Raw genomic sequence first — 20,279 nt, 5'->3', positions numbered from 1 at the left:
ATCCATCTACTTTGCCCCTGGTGACAGCGACGCTGGTACTACCCCTAGAAGTCATAACAAGCGAATTTTTTAAACAAATTCTCACTAATTACCAGATTACTGTGGAGGGAACGAATACTTTTTGCCACCCCAAGCCACGAGAAGCGCAAGGAATAAGAGTATGAATAATGCCCATGAAAATGATCCCGCACCAAAAGTATCAAGTAAAATACCCCCAGCCATCCCGCCGCCAGCGATAGCCAGATTCCATACGGTCGTGTTAATCGGCATGACCATATCCACTTTGCTCTCCCCTGCAGCCTGAGCAAGCGCCGTTTGCAATAGCGTTGCTGCGCCGCCGAAAGTTAACCCCCATACCGTAACAATGATATAGATCATAAGGACATTGGAGTTGCTAAAGCTCATAGCAATAGAAATAAAGACGAAGGAAATAAGACTAATAAGGACAAGCTTACGCAGCCAACGGTCGATGAATACGCCCGTTATCCATATACCTACGAGAGCAGCAATGCCAAAGAAAGCCAGCGCCAGACCCACTCTCTCCCCCATCCCATTGGCCGCAAGAAATGGAGCAATATAAGTGTAAAGAATATTATGGGCTGTCATCCAGGTCAGTACAACCAATAGTATGGGCCGAATCCCCGGTGTAAGGAAGACTGCATAGATCGAAGTTTGCTTATCGGAGGACTGTCCCGGATAGTCCGGCACCTTCCAAAGCACCCACGCGATCAGTATAACAGTCAGTAGCGACATGATTCCAAAAACAGAACGCCAACCCATAAGGTTCCCCAGAAACGTTCCCGCAGGGACACCAATAGCCAAGGCGATGGGCGTTCCAACCATGGCAACCGCCATCCCCCTCCCCTTCAATGTAGCAGAGACCATGCGGAGAGCGTAACCGCCGATCATTCCCCATAGAACTCCAGCCGAAACTCCTGCCAGTAGACGGGCAGCCAGCGTCAGTATGTAGCTGGAAGAAATTGCGGTGACACTGTTAAAAACCAGGAATCCGCAGATAGCCAGAAGTAACAGCGGACGCCTCCGCCATTGGCGGGTAACTATAGCTACAGGGATGGCAGCCACTAAGGAACCGATAGCATACACGGTGACCAATTGACCGGCCATTGCCTCTGAAATATGAAGCCCCTTACTTATTTGCGGAAGCAAACCAGCCGGAATCGTTTCTGTCATAATACAGATGAATCCTGTCATAGCCAAAGCGAGCAGGCCAAGCCAGGGAAAGGACCTAGAGGAAGCGGAAGACGCGATCTTTGCAGTAGTAGAAGAATTATTGCTGGACATTAGCGCAGCTCCTTAATATCGATTTGAAAACAAGTTCAAGCGGAAGACCAAGCAAATGTGCCAGTGATTTGACCTCCTTACATTTATTTATGGATCGATCATTCCATATTTTAAAGAGACCTCCCGCTCTTGTCAATCACTTTTGGATCGATTAGTATATAAGTACAAGGTAAAAGGAGGCTACTCCATGGTTAGAACCGGAAGACCACGTAAATTCAGTCGCGACGAAGCGATCTCCCAAGCTATGATGTTGTTTTGGGAGCATGGATTTGAATCAACCTCTTTGGCTCAACTCAAAAAGGCGATGGGCGGCATCTCCTCAGCCAGCTTTTATGCAGCTTTTGAATCAAAAGACGCATTATTCAAAGAAGCGCTGGACCAGTATTTGGCTACATACGGACAAGTATCGACAAGCCTTACAAACTATTCCCTTTCATCGCGCACAGCTATTGAATTAGCCTTAAGAAGTTCAGCAATCATGCAGACTGAGCAGACCCATCCCTTGGGTTGTTTAGTCATATTCTCTGCAAATACTTGTTCGCCAGAAAACACTCATATTCGAGAACTATTGATCAGGCAAAGAGCAGTGACTAGGAACAAGTTCTATGCTCGTATTGAGCGAGCTACCAAGAACGGAGAACTTCAAGAATCCACAAATGTTAGCATGTTAACCACACTATTCGTTACCTTTCTGGAAGGTATATCTACGGAAGCCAGAGATGGTGTGTCCCTAGACAACATTGATGCAGCCATAACTAAATTGATGGAGCTTTGGGATACTTGTGCCTGAGAATGGCTCAGTTTTCATAACCCATAAGGGCATGCCAATAGAAAAAGGCAATCTCCGAAAAAGGAGATTGCCTCTCTACCCACCTCTTCAACAACGACTAACAAACCTGTATCTATTTTTATGCAGAATTCCGTCTGTACAGGAAAATGTTTTATTGGGATGCATGGATGTTTAACCAGCAAGAAAGTTTGATTTGCCGTGAGTATTATATACAGTAAGTAGAGAAATGGGTTCTCTTTGTTTGCTATTCTACATCTTTAAGATTTGAACAGAGATCTTAATTAAATACTCTTCATAACCTCTAACTGAAAGATCATCTAACAAAACATCCTCATAAAAAAATCCCTGTAATTCTATGCTCTTATCTTTAGCATAACTTATTATTTGATCATAAGTGTCACATACGCTTGAGTATCCCTCTGTATGGTACGCGATTAAATATGTTCCTTTTTCTCGCTTGAAATTTGAATAATTTGATTTTTTACTAACTCTAGTAAAAAGATAATCATAATTGAATGTTTCATTTGTTAAGACTCTTTTAGTATCTCTCATCCAGCCTACTGTATGGGAAGCATCAATACTATAAATGTTCAAGTACTTTTCGTGTTTTATCATAGAATCGTAAATGCTTTTATCATTTGTGTAAGGATCAGCCTCTGTTACTACCAAAAACTCCTCCTTTTTTTCCTCAATAATAATATCAGTTGAAATGATCTCAGTTGCTGCTTGGGTAATTCGTTTCTTCTCTGATATTATACTTTTCATTTTTTGCAGTTGTTTAATTTTTGAATTCAGCATTGCCTCTTCTTTCCCAAGTAGGACAATGAGCTCCTGAGGTGACCTTTTATTTAAATACTCTTTTATCTCTTTTAATGGCATTTCTAATTCTTTAAGTATTGAAATCACTTTAAAAACATCGATTTGATTAATTGAATAATATCTATACCCATTTTCAGCTTTAAATTCAGGAGAAAGAATTCCAAGTCGATCATAGTGAAATAAAGTATCCTTGCTAATACCCATCACTTTTGCAAATTGTCCTGACGTTAAATGAGTTTGAACATTATTCTCCATGAAAACCCTCCTTGACTATGGTGTTACACCACACTTTATTATAACCAAGTAACCTTCAAATAGCAGTAGACCATGAGGAGTATCTAATCGAAAGTAATACCTAAATAATTAATCTTGGGAGGATATAAGGAATGAAAGTTCTAGTTACAGGAGCAACAGGAAGTGTGGGAAGTCATATTGTTGAACAACTACTTGCAAAAGATATAGAAGTAAAGGCATTATCAAGGAAGGAAAGCAACTTGCCTAAAGGCGCACAAGTAGTTCTAGGTGATCTTGATATTCCCGAAACTATACAAGCACATCTCCATACTATAGATAGCTTGTTTCTGATCACTCAGAGTGAACAAACGGACGAAAAATTTATAAAAAACAAAAGAATTATTCAGATGGCAAAACAAGCTAATGTTGCAAGAATTGTAGCCCTGTTAGATTTTGAAGGGAACCCAATTGAGGACGTTATTAAAAATAGCGGAATGGAATGGACTTTACTAAAGCCAGTGGAATTTATGAAAAATGCACTTTACAGTGGTTGGACAGAATCAATCCAAAAAGAAGGACTTATTCGTACGGCTTTCCCTGATAGTTTAAGCGCTAGAATTCATGAAGCTGATATCGCTGATGTCGCAGTAAAGGCACTAACAGAAGAAGGCCATGATAAGCGGACATATGATTTGACAGGACCAGAAGCATTGTCTCCAAAAAGTATGATTAAACAAATTTCTGTAGTTATAGATAAATACATTGATCTTGTTGAAATTACAGAAGAACAAGTAAAACAAGATTGGAAAAGCAAAGGCTATGACAATGAATTTATTGAATACTTTATTATAGGGATTGGGAAAAACCCTCCTAAAGGAGCCTATACCGTTCTACCGACAGTAGAACAAGTTACAGGCAAGCCAGCCAGAACATTTACTCAATGGGTTAATGAAAACAAGCATTATTTTGTATAACCCCTTATGTACTTTTACTAATTACCTAACGGAAAACGTTAGCTGAACGAGGAATGGCAAAGAGTAAAACGATACTACATTAGACTGATGATCCAAGTAATAGAAACAGCGGCAGCCATGGACGGAAAAATAAAGTCCTAGACTGCCGCTGTTTTATTGAACTCAGTAAAACCGCACCTGTAATTTCGTTAGCCAAATTTTTTCCATGTTCATAAGGGATAATCGCATCTTCAGTACCGTGAATCACCAGCCTTACCTCCATAAAGTACTTTCAGTTCCTCTTCCTTCATCGTAAAAGTATGTTTTTCTTCAGGAAACCGTTTATTCTTCACATCAGCAGTATAAGCTTGAATGGACTCCAATATAAACGGATTCAGCGAATGGTATTGTTTTACAAACTTAGGAACACGTTCAACACCATAGCCTAAAATATCATGATATACGAGAACCTGGGCATCCACATCCAATCCAGCACCAATTCCAATCACCGGAATCGAAAGGGCTTTGGTTACTTCTTCTGCAAGTTGTCTTGGAACACATTCCAAAAGAAGAGCAAATGCTCCAGCCGCTTCACATTTCTTAGCATCTTCCAGCAATTTTTTAGCGGCTAATGCATCTTTTCCCTGCACCTTATATCCGCCTAAAACTCCAACAGTTTGCGGAGTCAGTCCCAGGTGGGAGCAGACAGGAATTCCTGCTCTTGTCAGGGCGGCGATATGTTCGACGACTTCATCGGCACCTTCCAGCTTCACCGCATGGGCACCGGCATCTTGAACTAATTCCCCAGCATTGATTAATGTATCTCTAACAGACAAATGATAGGTTAAAAACGGCATATCCGTAATGATAAATGTATCCTTCGCTCCTCGTTTAACAGCTTTCGTGTGGTGAATCATGTCTTCGATTGTAACTGGAATTGTTGAATCGTAACCCAGAACAACCATTCCAAGCGAATCACCAACCAATATGACGTCAACGCCCCCTTGTTCTGCAAGCTTTGCAGAAGGATAGTCATAGGCTGTTAACATGACAATCTTTTCATTGTTTTGCTTCATTTTCAGCAAATCTGTAGTTTGTTTCAACGTATTCCCTCCTCCTCAATTTAAATGTGACATATATTCAAATGCTGTTGTTCCATATACACTTTTAAAGTGTTTATTTAAATGGGTTAAATCAACAAAACCACATTCTGCTACTGCTGAATAAATATCTCTATTTTTTTCTATTAACTGCTTTGCACGTTCGATCTTGCAGTTAAGAAAGTATTGGTATGGTGAAATTCCAGTATGAGCATTGAATAATCGGATAAACTGAAATTTCGATAAATTAAGCTCTTTACATATCTCGTCAAGTTTAAGTACATGTTCTAAGTTGGTATGAATCATATCCTTCGCTATTCGAATTAAAACGTTCTCTTTCTTATTGTCTGTAGAAAGATTGGTTTGAAAAAGGCTATCCGTCAAGGATAAAAGTAATTCGCTACACAAAGCCTCATCTTTTTCGCTTAAGATAGCCTTAGAAAGACTTAATATTTTTTGTTCAAGGCTATAGTCATACACAATTGGCGTTGAAAACCGTACGATATCCTTGTGCTCAATAATCTCTAAAAGCAATTGTGGCTCAATATATAGCATGACATAATCAAGCCCCACCTTATTATGTGCCATTCCGTCATGCGCCTGTTCTGGATTAAAAAGCATCACACCATTTTGATAGGATAACTGTAAGCTGCCATCCAAGGTATACTCTTGAATTCCACGCAATGTTACGCCTATTGCATATTCCATGTGAGAGTGCTTCTTATACTTAAATTCAGAAAGACTTGCTGATAGCGCAGTAATACCTGCTGATTTCTTATAGATAAATTTGTCCAATTCAATCACCCCTAACAAGCTTACCTACATCCATATCATTATGGCCGCATAGGCTAAAAACAAGGCCATCATTATATTAACAGTCTTTTTATGCTTCTGTAAAAACTCCTTGAAGATTGCACCGAAAAGAACCCATGTCACAAATGCTAAAAAACCAATAAGCGTTATAGCGACAATACTTATCGTCACCGCAGGTATTGCGATATAGTGGGGCATAATAAAACTAGGAATTACAGTCATTGTAAATAGTACTACCTTTGGATTTAGAAACTGCATAAAGAAGCCTGACATAAAGGTAGCTGATTGGTTTACGGTTGGATTGGATGTATCCATTTTGTAAACTTGATAGGCGAGATAGAACATATAACAGCTTCCGATTATCTGCATAACAATTAAAATTTTCGGTATGATCGTTATAAGCATTGTATTCAATATAGCAGAAATAACAAGTAATAAACCAAAAGCTAGAGTTGCTCCATACGTATATTTCATTGCTTTTTTTGCCCCAAAATTATGGACTGTAGATAGTATAACGATATTAGTTGGACCTGGTGTAAAAGTGGCAATAAAGCAGTAAATTAAAACAGATGTAATATTCATGAGGAAAACTCCTTTAACGTATTCTCATGAAATAATACATCTTAAGATAAATGGCATATAGTATATTATTGCAGGTATTGTACCCTTCGTAGTCACCCTTCTGCTACGCTGTTTGCTATATCAAAATTTCCTTTATCCAAGAGTTGCATCGTCAGTTCCTTGTTGTCCGTAGCTGTCTTCAAAAATTACTTAGCCCGAATCCTCTACCGTTAAAGATGTTTTTAACCTTACCGACAACAAACATAATCATGGATTATTGTGGTATTATTTCGGATTATTGTTAATACTACGTATCTGAGGAGGGTGAAAATGAAGTTACATACCAAATTTTCAAGACAATTATGCCAGAATATCGATCTCATTTGTGACTTCATGGGAAACAGTTCGGATTTTATTGTTCGTGAGATCACGACTGGCCATAAACACGCCGCTCTTTTTTATTTGGATGGAATGACTGACATGCAAAAGGTACAGGACAACGTGATCCGTCCGTTGCATGATCGTGTTTCCTCTGACGAGATCACTTTACCGTTATTGAAAAACGCAATTTTGGACATTGGTGAAGCAAGCTTTACTCAAAACTTTGAAGATGCCTTGGAACAGATCCTCTCAGGTAGTCTTCTCCTACTACTGAACGATACGGATGAAGGATTGGTCATTTCTTTGCCTGGATGGGAAGAACGCAGCATTACGGACTCGAAGACGCAGCCTGTGGTCAGAGGTCCGCAAGAAGCGTTTACAGAAACTTTACGTACGAATACGACTATGGTTCGTCGAAGGGTGAAGGATACAAGAGTACGTCTAACTACGGTAAAAGTTGGCGAAAAAACCAAGACCGATGTATCTGTCATGTATTTACATGGGGTCGCTGACCCAAAAAAGGTGCAGGACATGATATCCAAGTTAAAGAACATGCATGTAGAAGGCGTGCTTGAAAGCGAATATTTGGAAGAATGTCTCCATGAAGATAAGCAACTCACGATATTTCCGCTCTTTTATAATTCTGATCGCCCAGACTCTATTGCAGCAGGAATTATGGAGGGGAAAATTGCGATATTTGTGGATGGATCTCCCTTCGCCATCCTTGCACCTGCGGTGTTTGCAGATTTCCTTCAATCCGCAGAAGATTATTATCAATCCTTTATTTACAGTAGTATCATTCGAATATTAAGGTACATCTGTCTAGCAATCTGTATGTTGGCTCCGGCCATTTATGTCGCATTAACGACATTCCATCAGGATATGATTCCAACAGTTTTGTTATTAAGCTTATCCGCGCAACGTGAAGGAGTACCGTTTCCAGCATTTATTGAGGCGATGATCATGGAAGTGGTTTTTGAAATTCTGAGGGAGGCAGGTCTTCGTATGCCACGGACGGTCGGTCAAGCCGTTTCAATTGTTGGGTCAATAGTGATCGGCCAGGCAGCTGTAGAAGCAAACATCGTTTCGGCTGTTATGGTCATTGTTGTTGCAATAACTGCCATTTCGAGCTTTGTCATTCCCTCGTACACCTTTGCCATTCCAATCCGGATATTACGTTTCGCTTTCATAGGCATAGCCGCTATGTTTGGTGTGTACGGATTGACTGTTGGTATCCTCATGCTCTTTGTGCATCTGAATGGGCTTCATTCGTTCGGTGTACCGTATTTGAGCCCCTTTGCCAATTACAAATCGTCGGAGCAGAGGGACGCCATATTACGTTTTCCATATAGAACTAAAAAAAAACATCGCAAAAACTAAAGGAGTAGACCATCATGAACTCGTATCGATCCACCATTTTATTACTGTTTATGTGCATCTGGCTAATGGTGTTTCTTACGGGTTGCTGGAACAGTAAGGAATTGAGCGCAATTTCCGTCGTGATGGCTATGGGCATTGATGCAGTTGATGACCAATATGAAGTCAGTTTACAAGTGGTTGACCCATCGCAAATGTCTCAGAATTCCCCCATGGAACGGACGCCAACGATCGTTTTTTCCAAACGCGCCGATACCATATTTGAAGCTATTCGAAAATTAACAACGGAATCGTCCCGAAAAATGTATATGTCTCACTTAAAGTTTGTTATTTTTGATGAAAAAACGGCCAAAAAAGGAATCAAGGAGCCGCTGGACTTTCTGTTCCGTGATCATGAAGTTCGGCCTGATTTCTATTTGGCCGTTGTCAGAGGAAACACGGCAAAGGAGGCCGTTACTTTTGTAGCTCCGACCGAGGTCTTGCCTGCAATGGATATGTATAAGGCATTAAGGCTTTCTGAAAAAGCATGGGCTCCAACTTCCGCGGTCAATGTGAAAGATATTTTACAAAAATTTACAGAGGATGGCATTGAACCGGTTCTCACCGGTATTCGACTGACAAACCTAGAAAAAGGTCTAACTATTGATAATGTGACAAAGTCGCCCCAACATGTTAAATATTTTTTCACTGGAATTGGTGTTTTCAAGGGCGACCGACTTATCGATTGGATGGATGATTCACAAAGTAAAGCCTTTACCTATATATCCAACCGTGTTTCCAGCACCGTAGCTTCCATCGATTGTCCGAATTCCAAAGGAAAATTTGTTGTTGAAGTAATCCGTTCCAAAGTAAAGATGCGTCCAGAAATAATAGACCATGAGCCGCACATTTCTCTTATTGTGGATACAGAATCCAATATCGGAACGGTCTCGTGCAATGTCAACCTTAAGAATGAAGAGACATTTAGAGATCTTCAAAAATCAGCTAAAGAGCATCTGGAACAGTCTTTGAAGGAAGGCATTTCGTACGCACAACAAATCGGTTCCGATATATTCGGGTTTGGAGAAGCTCTTCACCGCAAGTACCCACGTGAATGGCATAAATGGAAAGAGGATTGGCCACAAAAATTCCAAACGCTTAAAGTGGATATTCAGCTCAATTATCGTTTGATCCGGTTCGGAGAAATCACCAGTCCAATCGATATGGGACTACACAATCAGGAGTGAATACATATGCTTTATGTGATTCTCGTAAGTTCCATTTTAACATCGCTGTATGAGTTTAAAAAATTCAAGAAGAAACAATATGTGCGTGAAATTGTATTCAGCTCGGTATTGTTGACTATAGGCGTTATATTGATTATCCTACGGATCGCCAACATTGAACTGCCGACTCCACTGACGGGCATTCGAATCCTATTCCAACCGGTAAGCCGGTTACTTATAGAAATGTTATCTTAAGGGGGCATTGGAATGAATTCCAACTTGACCGTTCGACAAGCTATTATGTGGTTTACATTATATCAAATAGGAAGCGCATATCTGGTGCTCCCAGCGGCAATTACTGCTGCCGCTAAACAAGATGCCTGGCTCTCCATCCCAGTCTCCTTAGGTTTCCATCTGTTATTGATACCTTTATATGCCTCCATCGCTAGGCAAATACAGGGGAAATCTTTCGTAGAGCATCTCCGTTGCCTCTTCGGTCCCTTGGGCGGGACGATTAGCATCGTTTTCATTTTTTTCTTTCCCTTTCTTGTGTTCATCATGACGCTTCGAAATCTAGGTGACTTTATCACAATAGATATTATGCCGGAAACTCCCTCCGACGCGATATATTTCATCATGCTTATAGTCATTTATTTCGCCGTTCGATCAGGCCCTGCTGTAATTGGCCGTTGTGCGGAAATCCTGTTTTTTTTCCTTCTGGTTCTATATCTTTTGGTCAGGATTACCCTTCTTCCTGAGACCAACATAAATAATGTGCTCCCTATTTTTGAGTATGGTTTGAACCCTATCGTTCTCGCTTCGTTCAATTTGTTTGCCTTTCCCTACCTTGAAGCAATTCTGTATCTTTTTTTTGCACAGTACATTCCCGATCCAAAGAAGTGGAGAAAGACAGTGATTACATGTGCTTTGATTAGCGGCGGCATGTATTTTTTCATGGTTCTACAAATAATCGCCGTGATGAGTGAAGGTGTTGTATCTAATTTGACGTTTCCTACTTATTTTATTAGCCGAACAATCAGTAACGGGGAGTTTCTTCAACGGTTTGAAATTGTCGTTGCAGTGTTCTGGTTTGTTACCATTTTTTTTCGACTCGCATTGCTTTTATATGTTTCAGCGCAAGGGCTTGCAGATGCTTTTCGTCTTCGAAGCGCTAACTCTCTCTTAGTTCCTCTGATCCTAATCGCAATGGCAATGGTTCATTCTATTTGGCCAAATATGCAATTTTTAATCAAGTTTTTTTCAGTATGGCCTTTTTACGCCATGATTTTCGGTATCGTGTTTCCTATTGTGCTATGGCTGGTGGGTAAGGTAGGCGGCTCGTTGAAATTCCGTAAAAAGTATCACTAAAGTTGCATTGACCGTATGAACATACTGTCCAATTCCAGCCTCTCCACCACGTCCAAAGGACATGGAAGACGCCTATTGGGCTAGGGGACTTGCTCTTGTTGTAATCATTATTGCAATTTAGCAAGAAGTAACTCCAGTTCCTCCCTCTCCAGATGTCTCCATTGCCCACGTTCCAGATGATCCAAGGTAATATTCATAATTCGAATACGTTCCAACTTTAGCACCCTGTAGCCCAAGGCCTTGCACATTCTGCGAATTTGCAAGTTCAGACCCTGCGTCAAAATAATGCGGAACTCGTATTCGCTCGTACGATCAACTTTGCACGGTTTGGTAATGACGTTCAATATTTCAACGCCACGAGACATGGCCTGCGTAAACTCGTTTGTAACAGGTTTGTCTACAGTCACTATATATTCCTTCTCATGACCATGCTCGGAACGCATCATTTGATTGACAATGCTTCCATCGTTGGTTAATAGAATGAGTCCCTCTGACGCTTTATCCAGCCTGCCAATGGCAAAGATACGTGAAGGATAATTGACATAACTAATAATATTGCCAGCCACTTGCTCCGCTGCGGTACAAACAATGCCTATAGGCTTATTCAGAGCCAAATATACAGGTTCAATGGAATTAAGCGGAATAGCTTTTCCATCAATCAGCACGATATCCTGTGGCTCTACTTCTGCGCCCGCTTCACAAACATTTCCATTAATCGTAATTCGTCCTGCTGCAATCAACCTATTGGTTTCCCGACGTGAGCAAAATCCTGTCTCACTTATGTACTTGTTAATTCTCACGATTCACCTGCTTCTGATTATAATATGCGAGTATAAGTAAAATAATTAAAAAAACACCTGATTGTTCTTGCTTAATCAGATGTTCGCCGTTTACGACAACTTATACTTTCCCGGCTTATTTGCTACTGCTGCCGCCGCTTTTATTCCTTGTTGGTTTGGCAGTGCCGCCTTTTGTGCCACCTGCCGCTTTGCTTCCCGGTGCGCTTGTAGAAGCGCTTTTTGTCCTTACTGGCTTCGCAGTTTTGTTCCAGCGTGTCCAGCCCTTACTACCTGTACCTCTGCCGGTCCCGCCGCCCTTGCTTTTTCCACCCATATGATCACTCCATTACTAGTCGTTCAGATTTAACTAAGCTATCATACCATTACTTTGATCATAATGCCCATTTGTTTTAAAAAATTGAAGCATAAACTGTGCCAAATAAAGGAGCACATAATCATGTGAAAGCTCACACATGTTATTGTAGGCCGCGAAAAAAGCTTTCTTTTCCCCCACTTAAATGGCTAATTTTCTCTAGAAAAGAAGGATACAGGATGAATAATGACGTAAGGCTGTTTGTGGTTCGTCACGGTATTGGGACTGGTAATGAGCCGGATGCTCCGCTCAGAGTTCCAGAGGGCTTCGAGCAAGCCAAGCAGTTGGCGGATTTTCTACTGCATATGGATGGTTTGCATGTAGACCGTTTGATTTCCAGTCCGTATAAACGAGCTTGGCAGACAGCGGAAATCATTGAAGAACGATTAAACATCAAACTTGATCCACCTGAAGATCGTCTTAGAGAACGAGGGGTGCCCGAAGTTACGGCTGAAGAGTCTGAAAAAATGGTTAACACCCGGGTCACTGCCTTAACGGAAGAATTGCTGGAGAGCGGTCGACACACCTTTCTGTTAGTCACCCATCGCTTGATCATAACACTCCTGCTGCATCATTATGCTCCAGATTTTATTCTGGAGGAAATCACGAATCCGGATCTCTATCTTTTAACTTTTAGTGATGGAAAATGTCAGGCGAAGCATTTGTGGAGTACAGAGTAAACTGTTGTAGTTTAATTCAAAAAAAACTGGGAGGTCATCTAATTATGCAAGGAATGCTCGAAAGAAATCGCATCACCGCTGTTACCAAACCCGACGTATCCAACATGTCTGTTTGTATCGAAAATGTGAAAAAGGCGGTTCTCTCCAATCTTCAGGGGCCGGCAGCCCCTACGGATTATCACCAATTGATGGGAAGACTCCATGCGGCAAAAGCCAAACTACCGAAAATATATCAGGAAACGGTCGCGATTCCGTTTATTAAGGAATTGGACAAGCTTGGGCAACAGGGCTTCACTGAAATTTTGATTCAGGACCCAAGTAGAACTAGAGCTGCCGGACTCATGCTGGATATCGCTCAGAGCATTCTGCAAAACGGAGAAGGCTACAATGCACTTGCGACCGATGCTTTTCAGGAGATTGTGAGTGACCTGTATGACGGTTTTCTTAGCGCAGAAGATCGTGAAGGAATAAAAGAACCGGATCTCAGTATTATTCCAGCACTTGTTAAATGGGGAGAGCCGGAAAATGGCCCGTACACATGGCCCGCTGATGCCACAGCAGTATTTAAAGTGCAAGCAGCGATTGTCAGTCTTCCTCCTGCGCATGCGACAAATGGACTGCTGGCTTGGTCCAGTATCCCGCATGAAGTATGTGGTCATGACATTTTGCATGCTGATCTGGGTCTAATTCAAGAGTTGGCCAATGTCGTTAGAAACAGATTAAACAGCGAAAACATCGGACAAGGACTACCGGACTACTGGGCTTCCCGCATCGATGAAACCGCCTCGGATGTATTGGGTGTCCTTAATCTGGGACCAGCAGCTGCCATTGGCTTAATCGGTTATTTCCGGGGTATGAATGCCGCCTTTTCGGGAAGAGCTCAACTTCGAAATGAAGGACCTACCCGTGATCCACATGCTGCAGATATTTTACGGGGATATTTGGGTGCCTACGCCACTGCACTTTTGGAATTCGACCAAGCTGGAGCATGGGCAGAAGTCATTGAATCGGAAGTCGACAAGGATCTATCAAATATTAAGCTTAACGGCAGAGCCATCGACGCTAATACAGCAAAACGTTCTGCACGAATTGTAGCTGAAGCCATTATGAAGACTAAACTTGCAAGCCTTGAAAATCACAGTCTGGATGAAATCCAAAACTGGAGAAACGAGGATGAGAGCGTCGCCGCACTTTTACGTACCTTGCTGCAAACCACCGGTTCTCTTACCGACGAGCACCGCTCTGGTTTCTACGCCGCGCATGTGGTAGCTGCTGCTGTTACTGAGGGACTTTCCCGGGAAGCGGATCTGCAGGTTATATTTAATCGGATGCTGTCCCTGTTAAAGCTGATGCACGATACCAATCCTGCTTGGGGACCACTTTTCGTACAGCATCCCGGCGATATTTCACGTCATCTGCTCTATCACCCTGCCACTCCAAACCTGATTTCCCTCTAAACAAGCCATATAATAACCCGCAAAATAGTTTGCTTAAGAGCAAGCAGTCTTTTTGCGGGTTACTTTAATTCCAATCCCTTAAAAAGACGCTAACATCCCCCTTAACGGCTACACGTTAGAAAGTCAATGAACACTTAGTATTTTTGCTTCTGCACAGGCTAATAATGATAGGTGAGAATTTGCAAGTAAAAAATCAGCCATAAAGGAGTGAAACACATGTCTGTTGATGTTTATCTTAACTTTAATGGAAACTGTCGCGAAGCAGCGGAGTATTACGCAGAGGCATTTGGGACTGAGAAACCACATATCATGACGTTCGGTGAAGCACCACCCAATCCCGATTATCCTCTACCAGAAGAAGCCAAAAATTTGGTCATGCACACGCGGCTTCAAATTGATGGTAGTAATGTCATGTTTTCAGACGTTTTTCCTGGTATGCCTTTCGTAGCCGGAAACAACATCAGCCTCGCCATCGTCAATAAGGACGAAGAGAAAATTCGATCGTACTTTCATAAGTTAAAAGAAGGGGGGACCGTAAACATGGAGCTTCAAGAAACATTCTGGAGCAAATGCTACGGTAGCCTTAAAGATAAGTTTGGAATTGAATGGCAATTGAGTTATGACAATGAAGAATCGCCCAAAGAACAATAAAAAAGACGTTAACCCAGCCATATTTTGCATGGACATGGGTTAGCGTCTTTTCATTATGCATTTAACTGGCTTTCGACAGCAAGTAAAGGAAATAAGGGGTAACCAGTATGGTGATAATAATTCCGGTTGGAATATCAGCTCCAAAACTAATCGTCCGAGTAAGTGTGTCAGCAATCAAAATGACGAGTGCACCAACTAATGCCGTCGTAGGTAGCAATAGCTTATGATTGGGTCCTACTAGCTTGCGTGCTAGATGGGGACTGACCATGCCTACAAAAAAGAAATTTCCGCCAAGTGCCACGCTACCAGAAGCGAGCGCAACGGCAGCAATCGTCAAGCCGATAAACTCCCTTTTAATTGCTACGCCGAGCCCCGATGCTGTCTGATTCCCCAAATTCAACGTATTGAGTGTGTTCGACCTGTAAAAAACGTAAAAGCAAATGATAAGCACCCACGGGAGCAGCACCATAATATAGCTCCAGTCGTCCCCCCACAGGTCTCCAGCCTGCCATCTCAGAGCAAAGTCATACTGTTGCTTGTCTAGCCGGAGTGTCAACATCAGAGATAATGCGCTGTAGCCACTGCCCATAGCGACACCGGTTAAAATTAAGCCTGTAGGCGAGATGTCTCTTCCCCGCCTGAAAGCAAACATAAAAATCAAAAATGCTGCCGTAAGGCCGCCTGCAAAAGCCAGCCCAGGAAGAAGAATAGGCGATAGCAATCCTTCACTAGCGAACAACGTAATATACATAAGTACAAATAACCCTGAGCCTGAGCTGATGCCGAGTGTCCCCGGGCTGGCCATGTCGTTTTTGAGCAAGCTTTGCATAATACAGCCTGATATCCCCATGCCAATACCTACCAATATAGAAAGCACAATACGTGGCAGTCGAAAGTCAAACACGATCAGGTTCTGTTTGCTCGTTCCTTCGCCAATGATGACCTTGAAAACTTCGAGTGGAGAAAGGTTCATTTTCCCAACATTCATACTGAGTACAGCCACTAGCAGCGTCAGCACTACTAACAGTAAAATAATGCTAATCCCCCTGGTATTACGGGACAGTTTCAACTAAACTCCCTCCTCTGCTTGCGCACAAGGTAGAGAAAATAGGGTACGCCCACCAAGGCAAAAATAATGCCAAGGGGTGTTTCGTGAGGGCGATTGATCAGTCGTCCGAGTAAATCCGCCGCCAACAGAAAGACTGCTCCATACAAAGCTGAGGCCGGGATAATATACCGATAATCCGTTCCGACCAGATGGCGCATAATGTGTGGCACGATCAAACCAACGAAGCCAACAGGGCCGACCACAGTAACCGATAACCCTGTTAAAATTAATACAATTAAGGTTGAAAACAGCTTAATCCTATTCGCACGAATACCCAAGCCTGATGCCACATCCTCCCCGAAGCTCAAAATCGTAATCGAGGGAGAAAGCGCGATGGCACAGACCAAACCCACTACAAACAGTGGCGCAATGAAAGCTAATTCGCCCCACTTGGCACTGGCTGTACCACCAGCAGACCAGTAATCAAGGGCTTGGCCAATCTCATACTTAATAGCGATAAACGTACTAAACGCACCAAAAAGCATGGAGATGGACATTCCTGCTAACACCAGTCGCTGAGGCGTCATTCCTCGCTTGCCTATAGAAGCGATGTAATACGTGATGCCAGTAGTGATTGCTGCACCTAGGCAAGAATACAGCATAGTTTCTCCGTAGGTACGACCAGGCAAAAAGGCCATACATAACGCAATAGCAAATGTCGAGCCTGAACTTATGCCAATGAGTCCCGAATCCGCTAGTGGATTACGAGTGGTTCCCTGCATAATTGCCCCACACACAGCCAAGCTGCACCCTACTATGATATCTGCCACGGTACGTGGAAAACGCAAGGTGTGAATAATCTGATGTTCCGTAATGTTGGGATCAAACTGAAATATAGCCCCCCACGCCAGCTTCAAGCTCATTTCCGCAGCACCAAAGGTAATAGATGCTGCGGTAACCACCAGGAGCAGGAACACGCCCATGATCATATAGCCTATAAAATGAAATATTCCTTTTTTATTTGGTTCTTTGTGAGTAGACATCGATTACACCCTTAGTTGGTCAATTATGCAACGTTACTTAGTCTGTTCCAGCAATTTGCTAATAATATAATCTAGCTGCCCCGTCATACTAGCAACGTCCGAATAATAGAACAGTCCTGCATATTTCGCTGGAATTTCGATGATATGTCCGTTTTTAACGGCTGGAATACTGCTCCAGATTTTTGTCTTCGCATATTCGGATTCCTTGCCTTCCTGCTTAAACCAAAGGACATAATCTCCAAAGTATTCAGCAGCTACCTCGTAGGATAAAGAACCTCGACGCTCTCCGGAGCTTTTAACCAATGTGTTGAGCTTTTCCGGTTTGTGAAGTCCAAGATAATTGTAAAGCAACGTTCCTCCACGTGAGCCTGTTTCATAATAAATTCCATAGGAGCCACTGCCCCAGTCCTCGAAAATGCTAAACGTTTTGTCCTTGAATATGTCGGAATTTAGTTTTTCTTTGGCCTGACTCAGCTTGCTTTCAAACAGTGAAATCACTTTGTCTGCTTCTGCTTCATGTCCTGTGGCCTGACCAAGAAATTTCAAACGTTCTAGGGAGGTCATTTTGTCCTCAGGTATCACAAGAACAGGCGCAATTTTAGAGAGCTTATCATAATCCTTTGTATCATATGTAATGATGAGATCAGGATCATACTTCATAATTTCCTCAGTTTCCCACTTTTCGATATTGGGGATGTCGTTAAACTTATCGTAAAAAGGCATCGTTTCTTGTTTCCACCCCATTACTGCGGCCGGCTTAATCCCTAGTGTAAATACATCGCCAACATACCAGTTCACTACTACCCGTTGAGGATTAGCGGGCACCTTCACATCTCCTTTTACCGTAAAGACTGTACGCGTATCAGAATCACTGCTTACCTCTTCCTTCGTGGGCGACGCGGGTTTAGCAGATGAATCAGAGGAACTGCCAGCATTCCCACAACCTGAAATAACAAAAATCACTACGAATAGTGCACATAAAATCATGTGAAATTTCTTGTTCATCATACGATGCATGTTGTAAATCTCCTTTGAAATATAGTAAGTGCAAAACATACTTAAAATTAGTGATATTGATAATCATTATCACTAATATAAAAGTGTAAATTTTATATTAGTGATTGTCAACTGTTTCTTTATTTTTTTGTTTTACTTTAATGGGTTCTCCAGTGCTCCCCTTCTATTCGCTTCATGCCATTCCTGATAGATTCCTCCAATTTCATAAAATGCTTTGTTCATTGCAGTTGTCAGCTCCTTCGTGATTTCCTTGGTATATTTTAAATGAGTATTTATGTTATCCACTTTATATTTGCGAAGCAAATTTAGATGAGCAATGATGTGAATTGTATCTTCGATGATCCAATAAATCACATCCTCTTCCTCTTTCGTAAGCTTGTTCAGCATCTGTATGCCTCTTTCATACATCTGGAGCGTATAACCCCGCTTGCCCACTTGCACATACGGGCTCAGATCATCATAAAAATCCGTACGGAAAGGTCGTCTTACATATTGCTCATACTGGTCTTCATATATTGAAGTTTGTTCAAGCTGTTTAATAGTCATATCTATGAGTTCTTGTTCGCTATATATTTTTTTCATCAGATTTTCCCTTCCCTTTCTCTACTAAATAAATTCAAGTCATAATCATGTTAGATCACAAGTGATGCAATAAGAAGTCAAATTCTTTTTTTACCAACCATTAACAATTCTGTTTGATGCAAACGATAATTAGAATAGAGGGAATTTCCTCAATATATCCAACTGAAGGAGACAGGCGAATGAATAGAGTATGGACGAAAGCATCAGCTATTCTATTGGTAGTGGTATCCTTAATATTCAACGGAACGTACGCACTCGCAGCTTCGGCAACATCAACGTATATCGTTACGTTTCAACAAGCAACCTTGGTATCCAACGATCACGTAGGCAACGAATGGGCCATTGCTGCCCAGGTGGCAGATCAATCCATTAGTGAAGGTAACAGCGTGAAGGTGAAGGTCAAATCGAATGGTAGCATAAAGCTGTATGCGTACGCTGAGGAACAAGACAAAATTCCTGATGAAGGCGAAGCCACCAAGAATGTAAAGGTCTCCTCGGTTTCTGCTAAAGGTTCTACCGTTAAGTTAAGAGTGACGGTTACTGAAAACCGTGGACGTTATTCAGGTCATCAAGCCGTTTGGGAATTTACGTACAAGATTAAGAAACAATAATAGAATGCTAAAAAAAAGACCGTCACTCCCCAGGAGCGGCGGTCTTCGCTTTTACAAGTCGCTGTAACTGGGCACGTACCATTTCGGTATATAGGTTTGAAAGTAATTATACGCCTCCAAAACCTCTTCAGCTCGTTGCACCATATCGTCTACCTCTTCTTTGCCAAATGGAATGGCCCAGTGAATCGATGAAAGCTGATTGCTTGCAATATACAGAGCCATTAATCTAAAAAATAAATCAGGTACATGGTTATTAAAATAACTGTGGATACGGCCCGAAGCGAATAAAGGACTTAATGCTGCACACCAGGTAATTCTATTGAATTCCTCCCAAGGATCACCATAATCCATTCTATTAAAATCAATGATACCCAGTTCACCAGATGGGTTAACCACCATATTGCCTACATGATAATCCCCATGCTGAAAAGTCTGGGGACGATTTTCTAATAGATGGCGGTTTTTCTCAATAAAGCTTATGGCTTGATCTGCTCCCTTTAGGGGAATACCGCATGACTTATAGTTTGTAATATATCTGTTGATTTTGGCATTATAATGTTCAGCCCGTGGGACTCGATCTTGCTCCGCATGAATCTCATGCATTTTTTTTAGTGCATCTCCTGCCTGAACTCCGAGTTGATACTGTTGTGCTGAGGTTAACGTGAGGATAATCTCTTCAGCATCTTTCCCTTCGATCCAGGTGAACAGAGAATACACAGATTGACCATCATGACAAATCCCAAATTCAAGCGGCCGGGACATGAACAGATTCTCCACGTGATTCAACTTTGTTACAGCTTCAAACTCGCGTTTCTTTTTATCATAATGAACCATATCCGACATTCTTAGCAGCAAGTCCCTACCGTCAGTGGTTTGAATATAATATTTTTTGTCACTAGACCAGCCTTTATGAATCTCTTCCACGCTGCTCCACATGCTGGCACCCGGTATTTCACTAAAGAGTCGATTCACGCTCATCCCCCCACGTTAAGATAGCCTTACTTACTATATTTGCTTTCCATAGTTTACCTTTGAAATGACAGAGGAATCAATCTTCTTCCAGGAAAAACTCAAATAAAAAAGGCTGAAAAGACAAGTCGTCTCTTCAACCTCAATATTCACTGAGTTGCCATCG

General features: G+C 41.9%; 22 protein-coding genes and 1 pseudogene. 10 read left to right on the top strand and 13 right to left on the bottom strand.

Annotated features, from left to right (window positions below; translation table 11 throughout):
* Positions 1-96 precede the first annotated feature (96 nt).
* Positions 97-1,302 carry an MFS transporter gene (locus MKY24_RS11990; protein ID WP_076295891.1) on the bottom strand — a complete coding sequence of 402 codons (1,206 nt, stop codon included), beginning with the start codon at positions 1,300-1,302 and terminating at the stop codon, positions 97-99.
* Positions 1,303-1,489: 187 nt separating this feature from the next.
* Here MKY24_RS11990 and MKY24_RS11985 point away from each other — a divergent pair, with 187 nt between their 5' ends.
* A complete protein-coding gene (locus tag MKY24_RS11985) occupies positions 1,490-2,092 on the top strand; it encodes a TetR/AcrR family transcriptional regulator (protein ID WP_076295890.1) in 603 nt (200 codons plus the stop codon).
* Positions 2,093-2,341: 249 nt separating this feature from the next.
* On the opposite strand, the gene MKY24_RS11980 is transcribed toward MKY24_RS11985, so the two are convergent.
* Complete coding sequence (locus MKY24_RS11980; RefSeq protein ID WP_339202060.1) at positions 2,342-3,166, bottom strand: MerR family transcriptional regulator; 825 nt, start codon at positions 3,164-3,166, stop codon at positions 2,342-2,344.
* A 131-nt stretch (positions 3,167-3,297) separates the two neighbouring features.
* On the opposite strand from MKY24_RS11980, the gene MKY24_RS11975 reads away from it, so the two are divergent.
* The gene (locus tag MKY24_RS11975) at positions 3,298-4,119 is read left to right on the top strand and encodes an NAD(P)H-binding protein (RefSeq protein WP_279836011.1); all 822 of its coding nucleotides are present in this window, start codon (positions 3,298-3,300) and stop codon (positions 4,117-4,119) included.
* Between the two features lie 160 nt (positions 4,120-4,279).
* Here the strand turns inward: MKY24_RS11975 and MKY24_RS11970 are convergent.
* The 4 genes and pseudogenes from MKY24_RS11970 to MKY24_RS11955 form a co-directional block, all read right to left on the bottom strand.
* A pseudogene (locus MKY24_RS11970) lies at positions 4,280-4,369 on the bottom strand (alpha/beta hydrolase); the annotation flags it as partial.
* Positions 4,350-5,201: a 3-methyl-2-oxobutanoate hydroxymethyltransferase gene (gene panB, locus MKY24_RS11965; RefSeq protein ID WP_023988508.1), complete on the bottom strand. Its 852-nt coding sequence runs from the start codon at positions 5,199-5,201 to the stop codon at positions 4,350-4,352. The pseudogene MKY24_RS11970 and the gene panB, both read right to left, overlap by 20 nt.
* Before the next feature lie 15 nt (positions 5,202-5,216).
* Positions 5,217-5,993: an AraC family transcriptional regulator gene (locus tag MKY24_RS11960; protein ID WP_023988507.1), complete on the bottom strand. Its 777-nt coding sequence runs from the start codon at positions 5,991-5,993 to the stop codon at positions 5,217-5,219.
* Positions 5,994-6,017: 24 nt separating this feature from the next.
* Entirely contained in the window at positions 6,018-6,593 is a 576-nt protein-coding gene (locus tag MKY24_RS11955) for a LysE family transporter (RefSeq protein WP_264453807.1), read from the bottom strand.
* Between the two features lie 309 nt (positions 6,594-6,902).
* Here MKY24_RS11955 and MKY24_RS11950 point away from each other — a divergent pair, with 309 nt between their 5' ends.
* From MKY24_RS11950 to MKY24_RS11935, 4 genes are read left to right on the top strand one after another with little or no spacing between them, the layout of a single operon-like run.
* The gene (locus tag MKY24_RS11950; RefSeq protein ID WP_339202056.1) at positions 6,903-8,333 is read left to right on the top strand and encodes a spore germination protein; all 1,431 of its coding nucleotides are present in this window, start codon (positions 6,903-6,905) and stop codon (positions 8,331-8,333) included.
* Between the two features lie 14 nt (positions 8,334-8,347).
* Positions 8,348-9,556, top strand: coding sequence for a Ger(x)C family spore germination protein (locus MKY24_RS11945; RefSeq protein ID WP_264453809.1), 1,209 nt, complete (start codon positions 8,348-8,350; stop codon positions 9,554-9,556).
* 6 nt (positions 9,557-9,562) lie between these two features.
* A complete protein-coding gene (locus tag MKY24_RS11940) occupies positions 9,563-9,790 on the top strand; it encodes a hypothetical protein (protein ID WP_023988503.1) in 228 nt (75 codons plus the stop codon).
* 12 nt (positions 9,791-9,802) lie between these two features.
* Positions 9,803-10,903: an endospore germination permease gene (locus MKY24_RS11935; RefSeq protein WP_023988502.1), complete on the top strand. Its 1,101-nt coding sequence runs from the start codon at positions 9,803-9,805 to the stop codon at positions 10,901-10,903.
* Positions 10,904-11,010: 107 nt separating this feature from the next.
* On the opposite strand, the gene MKY24_RS11930 is transcribed toward MKY24_RS11935, so the two are convergent.
* Positions 11,011-11,703, bottom strand: a complete 693-nt coding sequence (locus MKY24_RS11930) for a pseudouridine synthase (protein WP_023988501.1) — start codon at positions 11,701-11,703, stop codon at positions 11,011-11,013.
* A gap of 115 nt (positions 11,704-11,818) precedes the next feature.
* Positions 11,819-12,016, bottom strand: a complete 198-nt coding sequence (locus tag MKY24_RS11925; RefSeq protein ID WP_023988500.1) for a DUF3934 family protein — start codon at positions 12,014-12,016, stop codon at positions 11,819-11,821.
* 218 nt (positions 12,017-12,234) lie between these two features.
* Here MKY24_RS11925 and MKY24_RS11920 point away from each other — a divergent pair, with 218 nt between their 5' ends.
* From MKY24_RS11920 to MKY24_RS11910, 3 genes are all read left to right on the top strand, one after another.
* Positions 12,235-12,735: a phosphoglycerate mutase family protein gene (locus MKY24_RS11920; RefSeq protein WP_264453811.1), complete on the top strand. Its 501-nt coding sequence runs from the start codon at positions 12,235-12,237 to the stop codon at positions 12,733-12,735.
* Positions 12,736-12,779: 44 nt separating this feature from the next.
* Complete coding sequence (locus MKY24_RS11915) at positions 12,780-14,192, top strand: hypothetical protein (protein ID WP_053325381.1); 1,413 nt, start codon at positions 12,780-12,782, stop codon at positions 14,190-14,192.
* Between the two features lie 216 nt (positions 14,193-14,408).
* A complete protein-coding gene (locus MKY24_RS11910; protein ID WP_279835996.1) occupies positions 14,409-14,843 on the top strand; it encodes a VOC family protein in 435 nt (144 codons plus the stop codon).
* A gap of 61 nt (positions 14,844-14,904) precedes the next feature.
* Here the strand turns inward: MKY24_RS11910 and MKY24_RS11905 are convergent, their stop codons facing one another.
* From MKY24_RS11905 to MKY24_RS11890, 4 genes are all read right to left on the bottom strand, one after another.
* On the bottom strand, positions 14,905-15,912 hold the full coding sequence (locus MKY24_RS11905; RefSeq protein ID WP_023988496.1) for an iron ABC transporter permease: 1,008 nt from the start codon (positions 15,910-15,912) through the stop codon (positions 14,905-14,907).
* Entirely contained in the window at positions 15,909-16,934 is a 1,026-nt protein-coding gene (locus MKY24_RS11900) for an iron ABC transporter permease (protein WP_339202051.1), read from the bottom strand. Before MKY24_RS11900 ends, MKY24_RS11905 begins: the two co-directional genes overlap by 4 nt.
* Before the next feature lie 33 nt (positions 16,935-16,967).
* A complete protein-coding gene (locus MKY24_RS11895; RefSeq protein WP_339202050.1) occupies positions 16,968-17,951 on the bottom strand; it encodes an ABC transporter substrate-binding protein in 984 nt (327 codons plus the stop codon).
* A gap of 132 nt (positions 17,952-18,083) precedes the next feature.
* The gene (locus MKY24_RS11890) at positions 18,084-18,533 is read right to left on the bottom strand and encodes an Imm63 family immunity protein (protein ID WP_028541366.1); all 450 of its coding nucleotides are present in this window, start codon (positions 18,531-18,533) and stop codon (positions 18,084-18,086) included.
* A 179-nt stretch (positions 18,534-18,712) separates the two neighbouring features.
* On the opposite strand from MKY24_RS11890, the gene MKY24_RS11885 reads away from it, so the two are divergent.
* Positions 18,713-19,144, top strand: a complete 432-nt coding sequence (locus MKY24_RS11885) for a hypothetical protein (protein WP_028541367.1) — start codon at positions 18,713-18,715, stop codon at positions 19,142-19,144.
* Positions 19,145-19,195: 51 nt separating this feature from the next.
* Here the strand turns inward: MKY24_RS11885 and MKY24_RS11880 are convergent, their stop codons facing one another.
* Positions 19,196-20,116, bottom strand: a complete 921-nt coding sequence (locus MKY24_RS11880; RefSeq protein WP_339202047.1) for a phosphotransferase family protein — start codon at positions 20,114-20,116, stop codon at positions 19,196-19,198.
* Positions 20,117-20,279: the final 163 nt, after the last annotated feature.

The sequence above is a fragment of the Paenibacillus sp. FSL P2-0322 genome, assembly GCF_037975315.1.
GTDB lineage: Bacteria > Bacillota > Bacilli > Paenibacillales > Paenibacillaceae > Paenibacillus > Paenibacillus polymyxa_B.
The sequence above is the reverse complement of the archived record's forward strand: the minus strand, read 5'-3'. Positions and strand labels throughout refer to the sequence as shown.